At 40.2% G+C, this 23,803-nt stretch carries 21 protein-coding genes; 6 read left to right on the forward strand and 15 right to left on the reverse strand.

Going from position 1 to position 23,803, the window contains the following annotated elements:
- Positions 1-342 precede the first annotated feature (342 nt).
- Complete coding sequence (locus tag BRLA_RS13275; protein ID WP_423752640.1) at positions 343-1,728, forward strand: MFS transporter; 1,386 nt, start codon at positions 343-345, stop codon at positions 1,726-1,728.
- A 90-nt stretch (positions 1,729-1,818) separates the two neighbouring features.
- Here BRLA_RS13275 and BRLA_RS13280 read toward each other — a convergent pair whose 3' ends face one another.
- The 11 genes from BRLA_RS13280 to BRLA_RS13330 form a co-directional block, all read right to left on the reverse strand.
- A complete protein-coding gene (locus BRLA_RS13280; RefSeq protein ID WP_003336116.1) occupies positions 1,819-2,784 on the reverse strand; it encodes a YpdA family putative bacillithiol disulfide reductase in 966 nt (321 codons plus the stop codon).
- Between the two features lie 167 nt (positions 2,785-2,951).
- On the reverse strand, positions 2,952-3,725 hold the full coding sequence (locus BRLA_RS13285) for a LolA family protein (RefSeq protein WP_003336115.1): 774 nt from the start codon (positions 3,723-3,725) through the stop codon (positions 2,952-2,954).
- A gap of 350 nt (positions 3,726-4,075) precedes the next feature.
- On the reverse strand, positions 4,076-5,245 hold the full coding sequence (locus BRLA_RS13290; protein ID WP_003336113.1) for an FAD-dependent monooxygenase: 1,170 nt from the start codon (positions 5,243-5,245) through the stop codon (positions 4,076-4,078).
- A 327-nt stretch (positions 5,246-5,572) separates the two neighbouring features.
- Positions 5,573-5,962, reverse strand: a complete 390-nt coding sequence (locus tag BRLA_RS13295) for a VOC family protein (RefSeq protein WP_041752208.1) — start codon at positions 5,960-5,962, stop codon at positions 5,573-5,575.
- Positions 5,963-6,431: 469 nt separating this feature from the next.
- Positions 6,432-6,626 carry a hypothetical protein gene (locus BRLA_RS13300; RefSeq protein WP_003336111.1) on the reverse strand — a complete coding sequence of 65 codons (195 nt, stop codon included), beginning with the start codon at positions 6,624-6,626 and terminating at the stop codon, positions 6,432-6,434.
- Between the two features lie 45 nt (positions 6,627-6,671).
- Positions 6,672-6,905 carry a hypothetical protein gene (locus BRLA_RS13305; RefSeq protein ID WP_003336110.1) on the reverse strand — a complete coding sequence of 78 codons (234 nt, stop codon included), beginning with the start codon at positions 6,903-6,905 and terminating at the stop codon, positions 6,672-6,674.
- Between the two features lie 411 nt (positions 6,906-7,316).
- Positions 7,317-7,496 carry a hypothetical protein gene (locus BRLA_RS13310; RefSeq protein WP_099421465.1) on the reverse strand — a complete coding sequence of 60 codons (180 nt, stop codon included), beginning with the start codon at positions 7,494-7,496 and terminating at the stop codon, positions 7,317-7,319.
- Positions 7,497-7,624: 128 nt separating this feature from the next.
- Positions 7,625-8,335: a purine-nucleoside phosphorylase gene (gene deoD, locus BRLA_RS13315; protein WP_003336108.1), complete on the reverse strand. Its 711-nt coding sequence runs from the start codon at positions 8,333-8,335 to the stop codon at positions 7,625-7,627.
- Positions 8,336-8,444: 109 nt separating this feature from the next.
- Positions 8,445-9,380 carry a S66 peptidase family protein gene (locus BRLA_RS13320; protein WP_003336107.1) on the reverse strand — a complete coding sequence of 312 codons (936 nt, stop codon included), beginning with the start codon at positions 9,378-9,380 and terminating at the stop codon, positions 8,445-8,447.
- 126 nt (positions 9,381-9,506) lie between these two features.
- On the reverse strand, positions 9,507-10,574 hold the full coding sequence (locus BRLA_RS13325; RefSeq protein ID WP_003336106.1) for an ATP-binding protein: 1,068 nt from the start codon (positions 10,572-10,574) through the stop codon (positions 9,507-9,509).
- A 259-nt stretch (positions 10,575-10,833) separates the two neighbouring features.
- Entirely contained in the window at positions 10,834-11,238 is a 405-nt protein-coding gene (locus BRLA_RS13330; RefSeq protein WP_003336105.1) for a DUF2203 domain-containing protein, read from the reverse strand.
- 191 nt (positions 11,239-11,429) lie between these two features.
- Between BRLA_RS13330 and BRLA_RS13335 the strand changes: the two genes are divergently transcribed.
- A complete protein-coding gene (locus BRLA_RS13335) occupies positions 11,430-12,134 on the forward strand; it encodes a SprT-like domain-containing protein (protein WP_003336103.1) in 705 nt (234 codons plus the stop codon).
- A gap of 17 nt (positions 12,135-12,151) precedes the next feature.
- The gene (locus tag BRLA_RS13340; protein WP_003336102.1) at positions 12,152-12,460 is read left to right on the forward strand and encodes a hypothetical protein; all 309 of its coding nucleotides are present in this window, start codon (positions 12,152-12,154) and stop codon (positions 12,458-12,460) included.
- A 135-nt stretch (positions 12,461-12,595) separates the two neighbouring features.
- On the opposite strand, the gene BRLA_RS13345 is transcribed toward BRLA_RS13340, so the two are convergent.
- Positions 12,596-14,293 (reverse strand): M3 family oligoendopeptidase, encoded by a 1,698-nt coding sequence (locus BRLA_RS13345; protein ID WP_003336101.1) that lies wholly within the window; start codon positions 14,291-14,293, stop codon positions 12,596-12,598.
- A gap of 328 nt (positions 14,294-14,621) precedes the next feature.
- On the opposite strand from BRLA_RS13345, the gene BRLA_RS13350 reads away from it, so the two are divergent.
- Both BRLA_RS13350 and BRLA_RS13355 read left to right on the forward strand, forming a co-directional pair.
- Positions 14,622-15,620, forward strand: coding sequence for a BMP family ABC transporter substrate-binding protein (locus BRLA_RS13350; RefSeq protein WP_003336100.1), 999 nt, complete (start codon positions 14,622-14,624; stop codon positions 15,618-15,620).
- 22 nt (positions 15,621-15,642) lie between these two features.
- Positions 15,643-17,499 (forward strand): ATP-binding protein, encoded by a 1,857-nt coding sequence (locus BRLA_RS13355; RefSeq protein ID WP_003336099.1) that lies wholly within the window; start codon positions 15,643-15,645, stop codon positions 17,497-17,499.
- A gap of 86 nt (positions 17,500-17,585) precedes the next feature.
- Here BRLA_RS13355 and BRLA_RS13360 read toward each other — a convergent pair whose 3' ends face one another.
- Together BRLA_RS13360 and BRLA_RS13365 are read right to left on the reverse strand one after the other, a co-directional pair.
- A complete protein-coding gene (locus tag BRLA_RS13360) occupies positions 17,586-19,028 on the reverse strand; it encodes a nicotinate phosphoribosyltransferase (protein ID WP_022586832.1) in 1,443 nt (480 codons plus the stop codon).
- A gap of 14 nt (positions 19,029-19,042) precedes the next feature.
- Positions 19,043-19,591, reverse strand: coding sequence for a cysteine hydrolase family protein (locus tag BRLA_RS13365; protein ID WP_022586831.1), 549 nt, complete (start codon positions 19,589-19,591; stop codon positions 19,043-19,045).
- 264 nt (positions 19,592-19,855) lie between these two features.
- On the opposite strand from BRLA_RS13365, the gene BRLA_RS13370 reads away from it, so the two are divergent.
- Positions 19,856-20,845, forward strand: coding sequence for a phosphotransferase (locus BRLA_RS13370; protein WP_003336096.1), 990 nt, complete (start codon positions 19,856-19,858; stop codon positions 20,843-20,845).
- Positions 20,846-20,872: 27 nt separating this feature from the next.
- Here the strand turns inward: BRLA_RS13370 and dacB are convergent, their stop codons facing one another.
- A complete protein-coding gene (gene dacB, locus BRLA_RS13375; RefSeq protein ID WP_003336095.1) occupies positions 20,873-23,758 on the reverse strand; it encodes a D-alanyl-D-alanine carboxypeptidase/D-alanyl-D-alanine endopeptidase in 2,886 nt (961 codons plus the stop codon).
- Positions 23,759-23,803: the final 45 nt, after the last annotated feature.

The raw sequence follows: 23,803 nt of genomic DNA on the forward strand, positions 1-23,803 counted from the left end.
GCTACCCACTTCCATCACCTCGCCTTGTAGTCTGCCCTCACGGCTAAAATAAATGACAAAAATTAGATGAAAAACACACCTAAATGAAGGAACGATAGCGAATAAGACTTTGGTACTCTTTAGATAAATTTAATAAAGTAAGACAATTCAAAAATTAGCTGTGATATAATCTTGCATATATCTTTTAGGAGGCGTTTGTATGAAGTACACAGGAATAATTCGGGCGCAAAACATTTAAGGGGAAAACGCATTAATTGCCCTGTAACCTGCGCGATTCCCCTTTACTTAGGGAAGGGGCATCTATTTGTGAAAAAAGATGGAAGAGAAATAAGAAGCAACGCAATGGCTGACTTAGAAGCTGATCGACCAAGCCACTCTTTTCAGAACGTAAAAACAATACTCCTGTGGCTTAGCTTTCTTGCTTTTTTTAGCGTTTTTAATGAGACCGTGTTTAATGTATCGCTCCCTGATATTGCCCAGCAATATGGTTTACAGCCCGCTTATGTAAACTGGATCAATACAAGCTTCATGATCGCTTTTGCTATCGGATCTGCCGTATATGGCAAAATATCTGATACCTATGGGGTTAAGAAATTACTTGTGATTGGCCTTTTGATTTACAGTGGGGGTTCACTCTTTGGTATCCTTGCACAAGCTTATTTTCCTGCTGTTCTTGTTGCTCGTGCTATTCAAGGGGCTGGAGCATCTGCGGTACCGGCTATCTTCATGGTAATTGTGGTAAAGTATATCAATGCAGAAAGCCGGGGCAAGGCTTTTGGTATGATCGGTTCTATGGTTGCCTTTGGTGAGGGAATTGGGCCTGCTATCGGTGGAATGATTTCACATCATTTCCACTGGTCCCTCCTGTTTGTTCTACCGATTATCACACTGATCTCTCTCCCGTTCTTTATACGAGTGCTACCAAACGAGCCCGCTCGTAAGGGAAAAGTCGATATATTTGGAGCAGCATTGCTTTCCATTGGGATTGTATTGTTTACCTTATATGCAACGGGAGATAACTGGTTCTATTTACTATTCAGCCTTGTCGTGCTGCTGATATTTTCTCTGTATATCCGTCGTGCAAAACAACCATTTATTGAACCTGCTCTGTTTCAAAATCGAATGTTTGTAATGGGTGTTTTGGCAGGAAGCATCTTATTAGGAACGGTTGCTGGCTTCATTTCAATGGTTCCTTATATGATGAGGGATGTCTATCATTTGTCAACAGGAATGATCGGTGGCGGCATCCTGTTTCCCGGTACACTCAGCGTTATTTTCTTCGGTATTATGGGCGGAAGTCTTGTGGACAAAAGAGGAAATACGTTTGTCATGTACCTTGGAGCCTTTTTGATTGTGCTAAGCTTCCTCGTTATTTCATTGTTCGTAGAGAAGTCACCGTGGATAACATCCATTATGCTGATCATGACTTTTGGAGGCCTCTCATTTGTTAAAACCGTGATCTCCTCCAGCGTTGCAGACACACTCGCATCTGAGGAAGCTGGTGCGGGAATGGGAATGCTTAACCTTTCGTGCTTTTTATCAGAAGGAATTGGGGTAGCGATTGTGGGCGGTCTGTTATCGAAGCACGTACTTGATTTTCCTATACTTCCTACTCTGTCTGTTCCTACTGCTTTTTTATATAGCAATGTATCGCTCGTTTTAATCGTTGCTATTATGCTTGGAGTCGCAATATACACATGGACTTACAAACGAAAGGAACGATTCTAGCATGACTAATGAGCCGATATCCTACCAAAGGATACCGGCTCATTGGCTATTACAACAGCTAGAGGAAGATTAATAACGATCCTTCATCCATTATGTAGTCACGCTCTTAGCAAGCACTTCGCCATGGAACCTGCCGTTTTCAATAAAAATTTCATTGGCGTGGGCAGAAGAGACAATCACTCCTGCAACAAATACACCGGGAACATTCGTCTCCATCGTAGTTGGATTAAATATCGGCGCTCCGGTTTCTTGATCCAGCTCTACTCCCAGGCTTTGTAGTAGCTGACGGTCAGGTCGATAACCAATTAGGCTAAAGACAAAATCATTCGGAATCTCTGTAATTCCCTCAGGATTTTTTATAATCACCATTCTATCCGTAATCTCTTGGATTTCAGAAGAATAGTACACCTTGATACGACCTTTTTCACACAAGCCCTCAAAAATAGGACGAGTCCATGCTTTCACACGAGAAGAAAGCTTCTCGCCACGACAGATCACCGTGACGTAAGCTCCCGCCCGCTCTAAATCCATCGCTGCATCCACCGCAGAGTTATTGCCACCTACAATAGCCACTTGCATTCCTGCATAAGGATGTGCCTCCGTATAAAACGAGTTTACTTTTGGCAGTTCTTCCCCTGGAATACCTAGACGGTTAGGATTATCAAAATAACCCGTAGCAATCACAACACGCTTTGTTTCATATTGCTTAGCGGTACCAAAACGATCCGTGCTAGATACAACGAAATGCTTGTCAACGTGTTCGATCCTTCCCACCACTTCAAAGGTCTGCACGCGAATATCATACCTCTTAGCAACCATCCGATAGTAATGAAGGGCCTCTAAGCGGGTTGGTTTCTCATTCGGAGTCGTGAAGGGAACCTGCCCAATTTCCAATAACTCTGGCGTACTATGAAATATCATATAGGTAGGATACCGATAGATAGAATGTACCAAGCTTCCTTTATCCAGCACGAGCGGATCAATTCCGCGTTTTTTTAATGCTACAGCCGCTGACAAACCGCATGGGCCAGCTCCAATAATGATGATTTCCTCCATAGATGAACTCTCCTTCCAGTTAAATCCATGCTTCTCTTTTTATTGTTCTTTTATTATAAGTCATGTAAACGAAAGAATGTGCTTTGCAAGTGTATTTCTGGAAAAGAAAAAACCTCAAGCACCGCCTCGCACTAGGAGATACTCAAGGGTTTCTTGAAATCTATGGGTTATTTTTGCGGGGCAAATTGCATATCCTTATACACCTTTACATCAGACGGTAAAGTAAGGGTAAATAATTCCTTTGTAAACGCAGGATAAAAATCTAATTTGGTTACTTCAGTGATCCCTTGTAAGCCAAAAACAGTTGTGATTGACTTCATAGCAACACCTGTATCTTTGTCCATCCACAACTCTACTTGAAGATCATCCTTCTGAGTAGGGATTGCCATGATATGATAGGTTGCACGATTGTTAATGGTTTCTTCGCCTAGAAATTGTAGTTTGTGGTTATTTTTTAATTCACGAAGATAAAAAACATCGTTATTTACCACTTTTTGATCAGGTGCAGCCGTAATTTCACTAGCAGATTTCGTCCCATCACGATAGCTAAGTGAGGATGTACCATTGAATACACTATAAGTGACAACCCCTGTATGATCTTTCTCCTCAATCCGATATCCTCTGTCTAGGGGACTATACCATTCCTTCGCTGTGGAAGTAACGACCTTTCCTTGCTGCTCACGTTTCACAGTTATTTCTTTATATAGCGGAACCATTTCCATTTTTTTTAATAACTCTTCATATACCTGATCCATTGTGAGTTTACTATTTTTCACCTCTGGTAGGGATTCACTACCTGCTCTCGTCTGCCCAATCACTTTACCCGTTGCATCGTAAACATTGGTCTTCACATATTTATCATATACAGCTTCTTGTGCATACGCTCCTGTTGCTACAAGTGTTGCTCCTACTAAAACCACTGCGATCATTTTCTTTTTCATTTGAAAAATCCTCCCCTATTATAAAAACGAAAATCATTTTGTTATTTTTGTTAATTCATAGTCAAAACAATACTAGATTGCTACTCTATTAGCCCTTCAGCTTGTATGTAGCCATTTATTTTTGCTTGTTTCATAAGCTTTGACGGAGAGATTTGAGAAATGTTACATGACTCGAAAACTTTTTTATTCCCTTTTTGCAAGTAGAAAAATCCTACAGAAATGATGCCTTCTGTAGGTCTGCTCCTCTAATTTCTTATTCAGCCTGTCCCGAGCGGCTGATAAAAATGCTTCCATTCTTCAGACTTTGCAGGTTGTAGGGATCGGCAGCTCGGCTCTATATCAACTCAATTTTACAATGTATTTTTGGTATTCTGCGGCTTTACGATGAAGAGATTTTTTAACACAGCATTCATAAGAAAAGGGGGGAAATATTTAAGAAGTGCTTTCTTAAAGTAGACCATTATCTGATTGTCCGATGAGGAGAAATGAGCTGCTTTGATTGATTTTTTCTGCGTTTTCTGAACGGCCTGTTTTAAATAGGATTCATAATTTTGAAATGCTTCATGATGTGTAGAGCAATTCATTAATTCTTCAACTAAATGATAGGCGCCTAGCATTGATTTTCCACCGCCGGTTCCCGACATAAATGTCATAGCATGGGCGGCATCTCCAACTAACACGATTCGTCCCTCGCTCCATTTTGATAGCTTGATGAGAGTCATTGTATCCTGAAAGATGGTAGAGGGATGATCAATTTGTTCAATAATATCCCGAACGCCCCACGTAATGTCTTTGCATAACGCTAGTAAAAATTCCTTGTTGTTTACATCTTTCAGTTGTTCGCGATATTTTTGCTTGTAGATAAACATTCCCCATGCAAAGTCCGCATCCATACCGCATTGGACATAATAACCTGGCATTAATGACTCTAGTGTTTGGTTTGTATCCAAGTTTTTGATGAAGATCTCAGGCTTAGGGATCGTAAATACGGAAAATCCGACATCCAACTGTTCTTCAAATTGATTGCCCATCAGTAAATTCCTCGTTTGTGAATGGATGCCATCCGCCCCAAATACGTAATCAAAGGATTCTTCCTTTCCATCCTGAAAACATACCCGAACGCTTTCTTCGTTTTGTGTGAGAAACTGGATTGTCGTATTAAATCTAACATCAATTTGGTTTTTAATAGCTTCATAGAGGATGTTATGCAGAGAAAAACGATGTATCCCTATTGAGCCACCTTGTTGTATATGAAACTTTCTGAAGTCGATATTGCGCAGTTCACTTCCATCTGCCTGAACAAAACGCCGTGTCTCTATTACAACCCCACATTTTTTCACCTGTTCTAGTAAGCCTAGTTTACTTAAAACAAAAAGGGCATCACCGCGTAAACTAATGACCGAGCCTATCGATCGGAACGAACTAGCTTTCTCAATCACAACAGGTTGATAGCCATAAGATAAAAGACAATTAGCCAATGTTAACCCAGCAATCCCACTTCCTGAAATTAAAATTTTCAAGGGTCATTCACCTCCTCTATACATTATTGAAAATCATTATCATTTATTCTTGTCACATAAAAGATTGATGGCGAGAGTTCCTTTGTATGTAGCTAAAAAATTCAGCATCAGAGAATGTTTTTATAAAAAAGCCTGCTGAAACATATGTTTCTAACAGGCTTGCCTAATTCTACAAAGCATAGGCAGTATGCAGGCACCCGCTACTTTCAGCAGGAAATACCAAGTATGAAAAAGTTGAACATCTTGTTGTTCATCGCTGTTAGTGGTTGAATGCTTTGTTGTTACTGTTGGGGGAAGTTGAATCAAGATGTCTTTAACTAAAATCTCTTACTCCGCCGCATTCATGAATACAATTCTCCATCCATCAGGATCTTCTATAGTAGTCCCTTTTTCTTTCCAATAAGGATTCTCTGGCTCAACTGGGTAATAGCCCATTGACTGCAATCTAGTGGTAATTTTCTGAATTTCATTTATATCAGGCATGTAAAATACCAGCAGATTGTCTTTGGTTGGAGCTGGGCAAGGACTTCCGTTCACATGTCTGGTAAATTCTAAATGATATTCTGCATCAGGTAAGCCAAACATGATTCCATCATAGCCTTCATGGTTTTCAAAGCTCCCAATCCGTTTTAGCCCTATACCTGTTTCATAAAAGCTGATAACCTCTTCATATTTATCCGTTGGTCTTGCTATCCTTACTTGGACCCAGTTCTTCATTCTCATTCCCTCCCTCATGTATTTACCCTTTCATTTGTTACTAAGAAGAGCAAATTATACGCGATCCTCCTTTTTATTTGGTAAATTTATATTTTTTTGAAAAAAATCCCAACAGATGACTTACAGACATTGTAAATAAAAATATTTATAAAGTCAATATATATTATACTTTTCAGATATTTTTGTTTAAAAACATCCAAAACAATACCTTTCCTGCATGTTGTGGCTTTTGGTTTCGAAGCTCACTTTTGTGTTTTGAAATGATGGACAAGGTTATTTTTAAATCACGCCTCGATAAATTGGTTCGGCAAAATTTTTCCGATCTAAAAAAACACCCGCTAACTGCGCGAGTGTTTCCAGCTTTATATTGCCCTGCATCTTTTATACTGCCAAGATAAAAACAGCTTCTATACGATGGCACCAATCGCTCTGATACGAAAGGCATGTGATGTTGAATGTGTTTCAAGAGCTAGGGAATGGTTACGTAAGAAATATTTAACATAGGTACTTCTACATCCACGTACTCACTATAATCAGGACCATTTAGTATCCTGACCGTTACCGTAGCATTCGTCACCTCTCGCAGGATACCATAAATAATCCGCTGTAGCACATGAATCTGTACCTCAAAGCCTATATATTCTTCTAGTTCTTTTCTAAACATGGGCTGTACCCCTCTCTTACAAGAGAATATTTTTCATTGTTTTCGTTAGTCAGCTACTCGAACCGCTAACACTGCTGAATAGGGTACCAGCACAATATGATTGTTTGCATCAATCCCTCTTATAAAATCGCTTCCTACTTCTACTACAAAAATAACAATTTCACCTGCTGTCGTTGTAATATTCGTATCTACATTGTGGAACCTGTTGCATGCATTTCTCAAAGGAGGAATATAAGGATTGCCACCAAAAAATCTCCAAAAAAATCGACAAAGTCCCATTTTATAACTCCTCTCTATAACAAAATAATACTGACAATAAAAAATTTACAAATGTTTTCTATATACTAGTAATATATTTAAAGGTCATTTCTTTGGAACCGTACAAGCATACAAGCCGTGAGCCTTTTTCCTGCACAAAAAAAGACCCAACTTCTAGGTCCCTATAAAATCCAAAGCCATCTAAAGCAGCTTAAACGGATCATGGCTATTTTATTTCTAGTATTTTTACCAAAAGCTGATCCACTGTCGATTCTAGCCCATAGCCAACACATTCATCATGTGTATTTCTCCTGCTGAACATGTGCCAATCCTTCAAGACTCGTCCCATACTTGCTTCTTGATTCGCTCCATAAAAGTAGAAAGCCCTATCTCTTTGGAAGATAAGGCTTCATTTTGTGGAATTTGAATAAGTTAACTACAGCCTTTTTGAATGTTAGTTAAACGCCGGTCGATGGTTACTAGTTGACTCCGAATCTTCGACAAACGGTTTTCAGTACTATCCAATCGTTGATGAATGCCTAAAAGCCTGTGACGAATACGTTCCAATTGTTTCTCTGCACGCTCGGTTTGCTCTAATAATTGAGCTATCAACAATGACCATCTCCCTATTGAATTAAACTCCACAACCTGTTTGTAACCGTTTTAATGAAGTTTGAAACCTTTTTCCATAAAAAAATTGTCCCGCCTAATTCATAGGCAGGACGAGTAGAAGCAGTTACTTACGCTTCTGCAATAATAGCTTCCAATGCAACTTCAATCATTTGGTTAAAGGTGGTTTGACGCTCCATAGCTGTTGTTTCTTCACCTGTCAAAATATGATCACTCACTGTAAGGACAGACAATGCGCGAGCACCAAATTTAGCTGCGATTGTGTACAGAGCAGTTGTTTCCATTTCAACCGCTAGGACGCCGTATTCAGCCAATTTTGGCAAGCGAGCTGTATCATCATTGTAGAACGAATCACTTGTAAATACGTTACCAACCCTAGTCGGCATGTTACGTTCAGTAGCTACGTCATATGCTTTTTTCAACAAGTCAAAGTTAGCTGTTGGTGCATAATCGATATTGTTAAAACGTACTTTGTTAACGGCAGAGTCAGAAGAGGAAGACATCGCAATGATAATATCTCTAACCTTTACATCTTTTTGGATCGCACCGCATGTGCCTACGCGAACCAAATTTTTCACGCCATAAGAGTTAATTAATTCATGAACATAGATAGAAATAGATGGTACACCCATTCCAGTTCCCATAACAGACACGCGTTTTCCTTTATAAGTACCTGTAAATCCTAGCATACCGCGAACATTATTAAAGCACTCTGGGTTTTCCAAGAATGTTTCAGCAATGTATTTGGCACGCAACGGGTCACCTGGTAATAAGATAGATTCTGCAATTTGGCCTTCTTTAGCTTCGATATGTACACTCATGTTCGTGTCCCTCCAGTTATGTAAGAGATAGTTGGACGGGCATCAAAAGAGACGCCTTTCGTATTATACCCTATCCTTCTTACATATCATAGCTAAATTATCACAATCCTCATTCTATCGTTAAACTTTCCTCCACACAAAGTATTCCTTCATGAGCGATAACCGTACCTCTCACGCCTAATGGCAGCGGGAGATTAGTAGGATCGTGACCGATTTGCATATTAGCTAGCGTAGGTTTCTGAAAAGGAACAATGATTCTTTCAAAAATCTCCTCGACCGTAAAGCTTTCTTTCCCCTCTTTTGCGGCACAAGCCTCCCAGGAGCCTAAGATAATTGCGCTCGCATCGGAAAATTTACCTGCTAAAGCTAACTGAGTTAACATGCGATCCACTTGATATGGCTCTTCATCTATATCTTCTAAAAATAATATTTTATCAGTCGTATCAAGCTCGTATGCTGTTCCTAGCGTCGTACAAATTAGGCTAAGATTCCCGCCAACTATAGTGCCAGAAGCCGTACCTGGCACAAGGCAACGAGCAGCTATACCAGGTGGATTAACGATTTCACCCAACGGCTCTGCACAAAACAATATCCGTTCTAAATACTCTTTGGAAAGGGGATCAAAGCCATTAACCGGTTCTACTGCTGCCATGGGACCATGCAGAGTAGCTAAGCAAGCCTCCTGCATAAATGCCGTATGCAACGCTGTAATATCACTATAGCCAATAAATAGCTTCGGATTCTCTGCTATAATCGAGTAATCCAATAAGTCTAAAAGCTGTGGTGTACCATAGCCTCCTCGAAGACACCAAATCGCTCTCACCTCAGGATCACGAAACATCGCTTCCAGCTCACAAGCCCTATTTTCTGGTGTATCACTTAAATATCCACCAAAGGAACGATAGCTACTAGGCCCTACCTTAACACGCAATCCCATAGCTTCTACCTCGCATATCGCCTTCTCTACCCGATACCCCTCAACTGGACTTGCCGGCGCTATTAATCCAACGCAATCTCCAACTCGTAATGTACATCCTTTATTCATGTACGACTCCCCCTAGATGTCTGATGAAATTATTATTGTTCAAACTCATTTTCTATACGTATGAGCCGTATCAGGCCTTTTATCCCCGTTTTCTACCGAAAAATAACTGTGTCTTCAAAAAGATTTTTAGAAAGGATGAATGGGGAGGGCAACAGTGACAATCGTCCCTTCATTTTCCTGACTATGAATCATGATTCTTCCCTGATGCTGTTTCACTACTTGATAACACATAGTAAGTCCCAGTCCTGTTCCTTTTTCCTTCGTCGAATAAAAGGGTTCTCCTAATCGATGCAAGCGTTCTTCTTCAATCCCGATACCTTCATCCACGATTGCTATGCATACCTCTAGCTCGTTTACATACACTGTCAGAAAAATATCTCCCCCACCAGGCATTGACTCGGCTGCATTCATGAACAAGTGCAGTAAAACTCGCTTCATTAAATCGCGATCGCAGCTAATCAAGGGTATTTCTCCATAGAAATGAAACTCAATGTGGATCTCTAGGAACAGGGATTGATTTTCTTCATAAAAAAGCTCTATTGCTTCCTCTACAAGACTTGGAAGATATAGATAGTTACGTTGTATTGGTTCAGGCAAAGACAACTGCATAAATCCATCAACAATCTGCTCGATTCGTTCAAATTCTCCTCCCATGATTTGCAGATACTTCAGTATCCTCTCATCTCTGTTTTCCATTTGCTTCTCCATTAATTTAAGAAAACCCTTTAAAGAAGTTAAGGGATTACGTAATTCATGAGCAATGGCAGCTGAGAGCTGACCAACTACCCATAGCTTCTCAGATTTACACTGCTTCTCTTCCACAAGCTTACGTTCTGTAATATTGCGTACAATCCCAACTACAAATTGAGTTGAGTTTGCATGCTGAATGGGATGTAGGGCAATTTCGTAAGTAGAGGTACCAAGCGGAGCGTTCAGACTTTCTTCATATTCGACCGTAGATTGCTGTTGTACGGCTTCAAAACATTTATCCACAGAAAAAAGCATTGCTTCTTCTTTGAAAGAGGCTTGTATGGGTTTTCCAACAACTTCATCATATTCATATCCAGTAGCTTCTAAAAATGCTTCATTTACCTGTAACACTACGAATTGCTGATCTGCCGTTACCTTTATCAAGAAGATAATGTCTTTTACTTGATTCATCAGAAATGAAAACGTGGCCAACTCAGTTTGCATTGTTTTCCCTCTCCAGCTTTACAATCCTTTATTGTCTACTAAAAAACATCCTCCTCTTACATTCGCCCCTGTATATCCATTTTCTTGCAATCAGCTTTCTCTAAACTGCAAAAACGGATTTCTAGTCTTGTGTCTATGAAAAGAACCGTAATCGAAAGCTATAAAAGAAAGGGACAAGCATTTTACCTCCGCTCATCCCTCGTTCGTTCGTATTATAAAAATGCTTCTGGCCATAGGCGAAAAAGAAGATGTGTAGAAGCTACGAGATTTTTCTTCTACCGAGAAAGCCTTCTTCCATCCCATGATAGTGGCTAACACTCCCCTCTCCTAGCTTCCAACAGAGGTATACCTCTACTCCATCTAGAATGGCCGGAAAATCCACTAACCCAAGCTCTATCTCTTTAACCTTCATGCCATGTCTTTCGATCGCTTCAGCATGCATGGAATATTCCATATGCAAAAACTCTATCTGACATTCTAATTCAAAAACCTCATGATCGGCAAAGTCATTAATCCCAATATGGTCAACATGACTTTTGACAATTTGCAAGCGGTGATATTTCTCAGAAATTTCGCGCTTTTGATCTCGTAAAAAGAGGAGTTCTTTTTCTAGAAACGGGATATATTGATTCGCTTCATCTAGACTAAAGTATTTCTTGCTCATACAGACTTTCTCCCTTCTACGTAATAATTTTACTTATAAATAACAACAGACTTATCACATTATTCATTTTTCTTCTAAACATTTTACATGAAAACGTCTTCTAATGTAATCCAAAGAACTGTAAATACCTGGTCTCTATATCTAGCGATTTTTTCTTGCCATCTTTGTTTTTCTCTCGCTACAATAGAGATATGAATAGTAAACAAAAACCAACTGCCCTCATGTTAAAATATTTATACGCCCACCTTTTTGTTGTGGACCCAAAACGTGAATTGGAGCTGGAGAAACTCTCCTATCAGGACGTGTATGAATTTATTCAGCAAATAAAACGTTTCACAAAAGAAAAACAACAAACGTTATCACTCTCTGGTAGCTTTCAAGAGCGAGCTATTTGGAGAATTGATACTTCTTCCTCCATGGAATTGTATCAAATTGGCAATCAATTAAGCCTTCATTATTTTGGCCGCCCTTGTAAGATTCCTATCGAATGGGATAAATCAGTAAAGGATGCTGCAGGAAGCTTTATATTTGAGCGAACCTATCAAAAGCCTATTAAAATTGTACAAAGCCTGTGGCAATACAATCAATTTGGCGCCCAGCATGTCATCGCCACGCTCAAGCATGAGCTGGCTCATTACCATCTGTGCTTGCAAAACAAGCCCTTTGCGGATGGAACACCAGAGTTCGTAGCCGAATGTAAACGTATAGGAGCTCCCTTATTTGCGGTTAAAATGCTGGAAGGATTTCAGACATACTGCTCTGAGTGCGGCAGAAAGGCAGACATTTTAAAAAAAGCACGTAAAAAAGATAAAAGCCCTTGCTGTAAAGCGGCACTCGTATGCAAAGAGTATGTCATTCGTTTGCCTGATGGACGTCTTGTCCAAGTAGAAGTGTAATGTAAAGGAGAAGGAAAATGAGCCGTAAAGAAATTGAGGAACAGATTATCCGACAATATCAGCATGATGAACATATGATGATTTTAGTTTTTGCACAATGGTGCATCAATCATGGACTTGATCCACATGAGCTATATCAGAGAGCGTATCCCAAGCAAGGTCAAAATCCATTGCTTGACCAAATCATGGAGTTGACCGTTCCCAAGGAAGAAGCCGGCACGATTGAAAATGATACACTGCTTGCTATGCTATCCATGTATGAAAATGATGATCTTGCTTTCGTGGTGAGTGAGGAGATAGAAAGACTAGCAGCACCTAAAAGCTAATATCTGATTGATTACTTACAAGCAAAGCTTATTACTATGAGGTTAAAATCCTGAATGTGTGAAATGCGGATGATCGGGCGTACGTATTAGCTTGTCGCGTACACCCGATCTTTCTATTTATTCCCCGCTACATTCTTACATTTTTTCATAATCAGCTTGTTCTAACCAATCTACAATGTCCTTAACCACTGAATCTAGACAGCCTGCTGTAAATGGGGAGCGCAGCTCTGCCAGCTCGACGATCTCCGTAAAGCTTTTGCTGCCTCCTACTTCGCAAATACGCAAGTAGTTTTTCCATGCTTGGTCTCGATCTTTATTTGCTAATTGCCAAAACTGGAAGGCACAAATTTGAGCAAGACCATAATCAATATAATAAAAGGGATACTTGAAAATATGGCGCTGTTGATGCCAGTAATTTCCACGCTCTAAATAATCATTTTCTTCAAAGTTGTAGTAAGGACGGTACTCCCGTTCTAGCTGCCTCCATGCTTGTTTACGATCCTCGGGGCTTGCTGTGTGGTTTTCGTAAACATAATGCTGGTATTCATCCACCATGCAAATATATAGAATGGAGGAAAAACTATCATGTACATGCTCATATTTAAATTTCTCGGCATCCTCTTTAAAAAAGAGAGACATCCATGGCCAGGTTAAAAATTCCATACTCATGGAATGAATCTCGGCTGATTCACTAGTTGGAAAGATGCATTCTGGCATGGGGATGTGCCTGCTAGAATATGCTTGGAAGGCATGACCTACCTCATGTGTTAGTACAACAACATCATGGGAAGTTCCATTAAAGTTGGCAAAAATAAACGGGACTTTTTGCTCCTGAAAATAGTCACAGTAGCCACCTGTTGCCTTGCCTTTTCTGCTATACACATCAAGCAAGCCTCTATCTACCATCATTTTGAAAAATTCGTTCGTCTCAGGAGATAGCTCCTTATACATTCTTTTTCCGTTTTCTAAGATCCATTCCGGCCCCCCTTTTGGGACTGGATTTCCAGAAGGAAACAACAAAGGATCATCATAATAAGTTAACGTCGAGACTCCAATGTGTTGTCGCTGACGTTCTTTAAGGCGGTTCACGGCTGGTACAATCTGCTTTTTCACTTGTTCACGGAATACGCTGACCATCTCTTGGTTATAGTCTATTCGTTGCATACGAGCATAGCCTAGCTCCACGAAGGATGGGAAGCCCAGCTTATGTGCGATAGTTGTTCTGATTTTAACAAGCTTGTCAAATATGTGGTCTAGTTCTGCTTCATGATCTTTCATATATTGATATTTTGCATCAATGGATTTTTTACGAATATCCCGATCGGTTGATTGCTGATATGGGCCTAGTTCGGGTAAGGATAGTTCCTTGCCATCAAATTCAACCTTAGCACTGGCTAGCAATTTTACATATTCGCTACAATATTTATTCTCCTCCTGCAAATCATAAAGAACATCTGGAGAGAAGGTGCTCATTTGCTTTTCTGCCAAGGTAAAATAAACCTTCCCCCACTTTTGCTCATGCTTCTCTCTGTGGCGGGAATGTAAAATTGCACGATAGTATTCGTTCTTCCACTCATCAAAATAAGGAACCTGCTCATCGTAAAATTCTTGTTCTTTCTTATAAAAATCATCTTCCGTGTTTATGCAAAAACGATTGCTAGCGATGCTCCATGCGGTTAGGAATTTTCGCTGTAAGGCAAGTATAGTAGCTATGGCTGCTTCTTCTTGTTCATACGTACTTATTTCCGTAAAATTATTCAATTGTTCAGTAAATTCTTCTTTCAATTGGGACATATCAATTCGTTCATACGGAAAATCCTTAGATTGTAACATGCTGTGTTATCTCCCCCTTATTTAATTTGGATTCGGTTTTTAAAGAAAAACTCCTGCTTTTTTCTCAGATCATTTAAAATTCACTGTCATTACAAAATTTCATTTCAATATGTCTATTTTCCTGCTATATTTGTATCATTTAGCCTATCACTCGTTTTTATTACAATTTATACTTTCAGAGGATAAAATTTACTTATTTCAAAAAAACATATTTTATGTTATTAATATGTATGATTAAACCAAGCAGGAAATTGTTATTATTTGTCGAATCTTGCAAATGGGAACTAATGTTCAAATATGGTATATGTCACCTATGGGAGGAAATGAAGTGACCGAACAATCCAAGGGTTTCGTCTACATTATTGGAGCTTTGGTAATCTGGTTACTTTTGCTCCTAACCTTTCAGTTTCTATTAAATATGAAACAAATCCAAGGGTTCACACGAAAAAATGTAGCCGAACATCAAATTGCTTTACTTTTAGAGGGTCCTACTTTCGATCAAGCTTGGAATAGTGCAGCCCTGCAGACTATGTATAAGCTACAGGACAAGTATCATTTTGATCTAGAGATCGTTCAGGAAGTGGATAGACATAAAATTAAGGCAGTCGCATCCAATCTGGCAGAGTCAGGATATGATTTAATCATGGGTCACGGAATCGTTTTCTCTGAACCCTTTACAGAGGTAGCTGCCATGTATCCACATACAAGGTTTGTCACTCTTAATGGAACGGCCAGTCATCCAAATCAAACAGTCATTCAATTTGATATGGAACCAGCCGGTTATCTTATTGGCAAGCTGGCTACCCTGATGTCCAAAACGAAGACTGTAGGCTTTATCGTTGCAGATATGCCTAATGATAGGCCTCTTGCGAAGGGATTAGAGCGTGGAGTGAAAGAAACAGACCCTTCCGCAAAAGCTTTAATCAGGTTTATTCCAGATTACAATGATACAAAGGCCGCCGTCAAAGCCGCTCGGAATTTGATGACTGAGCATAAAGCTGATGTGATTTACTCTGCAGGTGATAGTATTAATTTACAAGTAATCAATGAGGTGCAAAAACAAAATGTCCTTGCTATTGGATATATTAGTGACCAGCGTTTCTTAGCGCCGAACCATGTAATTTCTAGCCTCGTGCAAGACGTAGAGCAAGTGTATACGACCTTAATTGAACAATATCTTCAAAAAAGACTTGAAAGTGGCACCGTATTGTATGGGCTTAATGAGAATGTAAATTGCTTGGGGCCTTATGGGAAGATGGTTCCTCTTTCCGTCCAACTAGAAATGAATCGTACCATAGAAAATCTAAAACGAGCCAATGCCCATTGATCATGGCTTAGGAGGGATATTAATGTCCCCTTTTCGCAACATGGGATTTCAGATGAAAATGATGTTAAGTTACTTTGTGATGATGCTTCTCATTGGCTCCGTTGCAATTCTGAATAGTTATCAGATCACCAAGGTAACCTCTGAGGAATCTCATTTAACGCAAAAGGTTGTTCCACAAACCAATGCTTTATTAGAACTAAAAAATCAATTGTATACGAAAATGTTTGCCTTACAAATGTATGTATCAACACGTGAACCGAACTATCTGGAAAAATATTATACCGTTTTTGAGATGCGAGATACATTCACAATGTTGAAACGAAATGAGGAAAACAAGGAATTTTTCCAAATCATCGACCTTATTCATGAATTAGATCTTATTTTCCTAAATAAAGTTGATCCATTACTGAAAGCCAACAACGTAGACGCTGTTACCTTCGTCTTAACAACAGAGGTTGACCCTAAAATCGCTTACCTAGAGAAGTTCGTCAGTCTATCCTTACGAACGATTGAATCGAAAACATCAGAAGAAGTGCTAAACAGTAGCAAACGTCTAAAATTTTCACTCATTATTACATATACCATTTCGGTAGCCTCTATTTTGTTCGGCTTATTTTGTACCCTCTACTTCCGAAGAGAACTAATGCGCCCGATTCGCTCGCTTCTAAGACAGATGCGTGAGGTTTCGAATGGAACTTTTGGTCAGCAAATTACGTACAGTGTACGCGATGAATTTTATGAACTAGCACAAGAATGTAACAAGATGTCACGTAATATTTCTCTCCTCTTTCAACAAGGAGAACGCCAAAATCAAATTTTGGCCCAAGAGAAGCATGTTCGAGAGCAAATTCTTGATTCCTTGCCTGTAGGGATCATTACCCGCCATTTTGTTACTGGTGAAGTTTATATTAACCGCAAGGCCTTAGAATTAGTACAGCTAGATGAAGAATCATATCCGCGTACAGTGACTCCGCAAGTCTGGGTATCAAAAGATGATCCAAGCATGGATTGTAATTCCGTTTGGTTTGAGAATCAAAAAATGGAGCTATTACATAAAAATAACTCTCCTTTCCTTGGTCTCGTTTCCTACGTTCCTTTACGTGATAATGATCAAGGAAATATGGGGTGGATGGTTGTTTTATCCGACATTACCGAACAAGAACAGGTACAACAATATATTAACCAATCCGAAAAACTAGCCTTGGTCGGACAATTAGCTGCTGGTGCCGCTCATGAAATTCGTAACCCTCTAACAGTAATCTATGGATTTATTCAATTGCTACAACAAAAGCTAACAAAAGAAGAACGTAAAAAATATCACCTATCACTTGTCCTGCAAGAGATAGAGCGTGTGAACAAAATCGTTACGGAAATGTTACTTTTGTCAAAACCCTCAACACCTATAAACCGTGAAATTCCTGCCTTAGAGCTATTGAACTCTATTTTTACCTTAACGAAGGGGGAAGCTCTTCTGCATGGAATTGAAATGAAATTTATTTGTCCTCCAACCATTTCGCTTTATGTTGATCAGGAGCAAATGAAGCAAGTCTTGTTAAATTTAATGAAAAATAGCATGGAGGCAATGCCACAGGGAGGACAACTAAAAGTTGTCTGCACGGAAACAACATCAGGCGTACGCATTCGCATTATTGATACCGGAAATGGTATCCCTGAAGAATATCTATCTCGTGTGATGGACCCTTTCTTCTCTGTAAAAGAAGGCGGGACTGGTTTAGGCCTGCCTATTACAATGCGCCTTGTGAGCAATCATGGTGGTGAAATGCAAGTAGAAAGTAAATTAGGTAAAGGGACTACGATTACCATTGATCTTCCCTACCAACCTAAAAAGGCTGACCAATCAGACCATAATGAGCAGTAAGAAAATCATCACCAACAGTTACCACCATGCACTTCAACAAATGAAGAGGGCGCTCGGTTAATCGAACGCCCTCTTATCTATTTCCATTATTTTTGTTTATGCTGCGAAATGAGATTCATTTTGGTGTCCCATACTAATTGACTTAAATCAACTGGGTACCTCTCCGGATTTAATTTACGCAGATATTCATCCCAGAACAGTTGATACTGTTGTTTATGATATTCTTTAGTCTCCTCAAGAGTAGGAGACTGATACACTAAGACTCCATCTTCATAGATCGTTTGCAACAATTCGATTGCCTCGTAGTTCTCCACGAATTTATGAAGGTAAACGTGAACTGGATCAAATAGCATAATACGCGGCAGGCCATGGACCTGTTCTTCTGCCATTGCAATATAATCTCCTTCAGCCTTACCCGTATCCTTGTTAATTACTCGATATACACGTTTGTTCCCTGGGGTCGTAATTTTTTCTGGATTTCCTGAGATTTTAATCGTCGGGATGTAGTGATCTTCTTCTTTCTTAGCTACCACCTTATATACTCCACCTAATGCAGGATTATCCTCCGCTGTGATGAGCTTGGTTCCCACACCCCACGTATCAATCTGAGCTCCTTGCATTTTTAGATTGAATATCACATTCTCATCTAAATCGTTGGATGCTATAATCGCAACTTCCGGAAAACCTGCATCGTCTAGCATCTTGCGGGCTTTTCTCGACAAATAAGCAATATCCCCACTATCTAGCCGAATACCTTTTAATTGCTTTCCTTCTTTGCGCAGCTTTTCTCCCACCTTTATGGCGTTCGGTACTCCGCTTTTTAACGTATCATATGTATCAACAAGCAAAACCACATTTTCCGGAAGAGCCTTTGCAAATTTCTCAAACGCTTCCTCCTCTGTAGCATGGTCCTGCACCCACGAATGCGCGTGCGTACCCTTTGTAGGAATTTTAAACAACATACCAGCCCGCATGTTTGATGTGGCATCAAAACCCGCCAAATAGGCCGCGCGTGCCCCCCATACGGCGGCGTCTGCTTCTTGTGCTCGCCTTGTTCCAAACTCCAGCAAAGTTTCATTTGGAGCGATTAAACGAATACGTGCCGCTTTTGTCGCGATTAAAATCTGGTAGTTGATAAAGTTTAGAATGGCGGTTTCAATTAATTGTGCTTCAAAGACACGAGCTTCTACCTGTATCAATGGCTCATTTGGGAAAATGATAGTTCCCTCAGCCATACAACGAAGCTGACCTGTAAAACGCAATTTTGCTAGCTCCTCTAAGAAAGCAGGCTCATAATTTTCTTCCTGCTCAGCCAAATACTCCAGCTCTTGTTTCGTAAAGTGCAGATTGTCAATATATTCAATAACCCGTTGTAATCCGGCAAACACAGCAAAGCCATTTCCAAAAGGAAGTTTTCGGAAATAAGCCTCAAAAACACGAATTTGATTGTGTGTACCATTTTTCCAATGAGCATACATCATGTTGATCTGATATTTGTCCGTATGTAACGTCAAATTCTCATAGTTCACAGCTGGCAGCTCCTTTATTTTGACACGACGGTAGCACCCATCGCATTCTTGAAGTGTTGCAAGGCCCATTGGTGCCCTGTAGCCGAAAAGCTTTGCACGGCATCCTCATGAATAACCACTTGATATCCACGGTTATAGGCATCAACTGCCGTATGAAGTACACAAATATCCGTGCATACACCAGTCAAATGCACTTCCGTAATGCCTTTTGCCCGCAGGCGAATATCCAAGTCGGTTCCTGCAAAAGAACTGTATCTTGTTTTATCCATCCAGAAAATATGTTCTTTATTTTGTTCGTAAATCGTTTGAATCTCTCCATAAAGATCGCGGCCATGTGTTCCACGAATATTATGAGGAGGATATAATTTTGTCTCCGGATGGTCAGGATCATTCTCCTCATGAAGATCAACAGCCATGATAATCTCATCCCCGTTTTGCAGAAATTCTTCTATTAACGAACGTATGCGATTCTCAATAGCTTGTCCAGGTGCTCCGCATGTTAATGCTCCCTCGTCCGCCACAAAGTCAACCGTATAATCAATAACAACTAGTGCACGATTCATCAGCCACATCTCCTTCCCGAAGTCGGCTCTTCATGTAAATGTGGGCCGCTTTGCATTTATATGCATCATTGTATGATGAGGACATACCGTTGTCAAACCAAGAAAATAGCCTGTTTTCCTTTAGACAAGCACACCCTAGCTCCCAGTATCTGACACCCTAATTTTTGAGGCTTGGTTATGCAGATTCATGTAGGTACAGGTACACAACTTTTCATGTGTGTCATAGACTAAAAAGATAATGACATAGAGGATGTGAGCATTCTCATGAACAAGCTACTTACCAATCAGGTTAAAAAGCATTTTGGCTTGACAATACGTTCAAGTAAAAATTTAAGTAGAATTTCAACAGTGCATGTAAGTAAAATCATAACCGACCAAGGCATCTATCTTCTGAAAGGAAAGGAAGAGCAAGAGAGCCGTATGCGTTACATCCGTGCAGCTCAACAGCATCTGCATGAAAAAAAAATTTTGATCCCCCGTGAATATCTAACAGTAAACGGACAGCCATATTTCACATTCGAAAACAAACGATACATTTTACAGGAGTGGATTAAAGGAAAAAGTCCTACTGTTTCCTCCTTGGAAAACATTTTAAAGCTCGGTAAACTTATCGGTCGGTTTCATCACCGTTCCTTAGGATTTTCTCCCCCGGCTGACTGTAGAGCCATGGGGGCCTTAGACTGGGAAAATGAGTATCAAGCGGATAAAAGACGTATCGATCAGTGGTATAAGAAGCATCTACGTTCTGATTCTCCTAAAATCAAGTGGATTATACGTTATTGTAAACGGTTTAGTTCACGTGCCGAATGGGCCTATCAAAAGCTACTTGCTAACTCTTTTTATCACGAATGGAAATCGTACCCAGATGAACAGCATTATCTATGTCATGGCGATTATCATCCTCGAAACACCATGTTTCAGAAAAACACTCCTTATCTCATCGACTGGGAAGATATCCGACACGATTTTGTTTCCAAGGATATTTCCCGTATGCACTTTATGATCATGCGCAAGCATAAAACCTTTTGTCCCTCACGCTTTGAGTCCTTTTTACAGGCGTATCAACAGCAAAATCCACTACAGTCTCATGAATTAGGGCTTCTTTATATTGACCTTTCGTTTCCCCACATGTTTGAACGTTTTCTGCGAAAAAGCCTGTATAAGAAAATGAATACAAATGAAGTGGCTTCATTTGTGAAGAATGAATGGAAAAAAACACTTTACATGTGCCGAAAAGCCAAGCTCTATTGCTGAGCTTGGCTACTCTTCGTTGCCCTTTCGTTATTCTTGATAAGAAGCTAGTAATTCAAAGACTTTATCCTCCCATTTGCTCATTTTTTCTGGAGAACGGATATGTCCATTGAGAATAATCGTTACAGCTAGACGTTCATTCTTTTTCGTAGTAATATAGCCGCTTATGCTAGACACACCCTGTGATTGGCTACTCAATGCCCGCAGATTACCTTGAGCATCTGTGCGTTTTAACCTGTTTTTCAGTGTCCCATCCACACCAGCGATGGGTAGGGAGTTATAATATAATGGATATTCCTTTTGTCCAGCTAATGTAAGTAATGCATCGTTTAGTTGCCGAGCTGACAATAAATTATAGCGAGTCACACCTGAAGCATCAAGAATGTCGTAGCTAGTATTTACCCCCCAGGCTTTTAGAATCTCCTGTGTAGCTGCTACCCCTGCCTCAGTCGTTCCCTTGCCCGCTTTGCTTGCTCCTATCGCTTTATTGACCATTTCTGCAATCAGGTGATCATCATTTTTATTCTGCAGGGTCAGGATATCTTGCAGTACCATGGATCGTACTTCACCTAACTTAATTGCCTCTCGTGTCACTTGTCCCAAAAGCACTTCACTAGTAGGCGATATCTTGATACCAGCATCCTTCATTTTCTGTAGAAATAATACTCCTGAATAAAGAGCCGGTTCCTCTACCGAAACAAGCTCCTTTCGCTCCTTGGTACCCATTGGCAATTCTCCAAGAAAATGAAAAATATTTTTAGATCGTTCTTTTTTCAACTGAAAGGTTTGCTGTGCTCCTTTACCGACAGTGGACGCCTTTTGATAGATAACAACGTAATTGGTTTTTGGCCACATATCAAAGATTACTGGATCGCCAATTTTTAATCCAGGCTTATAGGTAAGCTTTACTTTTCCAGCTTCACTTGTAAGAGCGCTGATTTTTGCAAGTTGCTTCTCCGTATCCCACGGCCAGCCCATACCTACTAACTGATGGTCAAAATAGCTCTGATCAACCAGAATATTGCCATTGACCTGTGTAATTCCTTTATCTAGTAGAAAACCAACTAATTGTTCTAATGTAGGCCCTTGCTCCTCATCATTTTGATGATCTGCACGTAGGGTTGGATCCCCGTATCCTTTGACAATGATATCTCCTTCTACCACACCATTTGCATTAGCAGGTTTTGACAGGAATACTTCTGTTTTAAAAGAATAATTCTCACCCAAGGTCAAAAGAGCCCCTATACTCGTAAGCTCCTTACTAATTGTACCTGGTGTTAACAAACGATCCGCCTGATGCTCATACAATGTGGCTTTTGACCCTGTTCGGTCTAAGGAACTAACGATCATACTGCCATGCACATTGGCTAGGGCCGGATCTTCCCACAACGGGTCAAGCAAGGCGCTTAACTCATATGTCGCATTCGTTGATACTTCAGCGGGGAGTTCCGGTAGTATAGGATATTCGGCTAGCACAGTCCCAATCGAATCTTGCAGCTGAGTTGCAACCTTTGATTTATAAATTCCATTAATCATGATGGAGAAAGCTAGCTTATCGCCATTCGCAGCTGTAACATACCCCGATAAGCTGTTTACTCCGCCCATTGAGCCTGTTTTGGCTATTAGGGTATGAGCTGCTTTGGTCTCTCTCATACGGCTTTTTAATGTACCATCGATGCCGGCAATAGGTAAACTCGCTTCAAATGCTTCTCGATACTCCTTCTTTTGCACATAGCGAAGGAGGGCAATCATTTGATTGGGTGTGATCAAATTAAGACGCGACAATCCTGATCCATCCACCTGCACATATGCTCCAGGAAATTTAGCTCCCCGTAGCACCTCAGCAATCGCCTCTGTACCGGTAAGCCAGCTACCTTTCCCTTTTTTTATAGCTCCCAGTGTCTTGGTTAGCATCTCTGCATAAAAATTATCACTATCTTTATTCAATTCCAGTATGATTTCTGATAGAGGCCGAGAGTAATGAGTCACTAGTGGTGTTCCTTTGACTAAGCTCTTTTTTTGAACCGATTTCTTGTCAACCAATAAGATCCCTTCTGACTGTAGGATAGACTGAAACATTTCACCGACATACAGTGCAGGGTCTTCCATGGTAACGTTTTCTTTATAAGGAATGGCATCTCTACCAATACTGCCCTTCATGATTAGTTGATTATGTCCAATCGTCCGTTCAACAGTGATCTGGGTCTCCCTGCTATCGGTCGTTGTGACAGACGAAATAACCTTTACGTACTCATTTATGGGTGTTATGCTAACAGTAGCTGGTTTACCGACCTCTTTTGCAGGCGTAATCACTAGTTCCATGCTATTTTTATGTAAGGATAATCCACTGATTTGTGCGCTATACGCATACACCTCGTCATCCCACATCCAAGCTGGCCCCAGACGTATATCATCGAAATAACTTTCATCCACGTACACCTTACCTTGAATCCCTGTGATCCCTTTTTGTTTCAATTCAGACGCTATTTGGTGAAAATCTGTTGTTTGTAAGGTTGGATCACCGTAGCCTTTTATGATTACATCTCCTTGAAGTACACCGTTTTGTTCCACTTTTCCGTCAGTATATATTTCGGTTTTAAACTGATAATCAGCACCTAATTCCTCCAAAGCAGCAGCCGCAATAAACAGTTTCATATTAGATGCTGGAATAAAATTCTTATCTGCCTCATGCTGATATAGGAAGGCTTCCTTATTCAGATTGTATACAGAGATTCCTGCATACATCCCTTTGCTTACATCCTCATGCGAAAGCTTTTCAAGCAACGAATCTATCTGACGGCCAACCATGCTTGCTTCCATTTTGCTTGCCAATGCGGTGACAGGTGTGAATACCAACTGCATGAGAAGCACCACTGTAAGCACACAGCGTAGCGTAAGACTGTTTTTTCCCTTCATTGCTTTCCTCCTTCTTCTTTATAGAGTAAACAAAGCCAAGCGCTA

The organism is Brevibacillus laterosporus LMG 15441, assembly GCF_000219535.2.
Taxonomy (GTDB): domain Bacteria; phylum Bacillota; class Bacilli; order Brevibacillales; family Brevibacillaceae; genus Brevibacillus_B; species Brevibacillus_B halotolerans.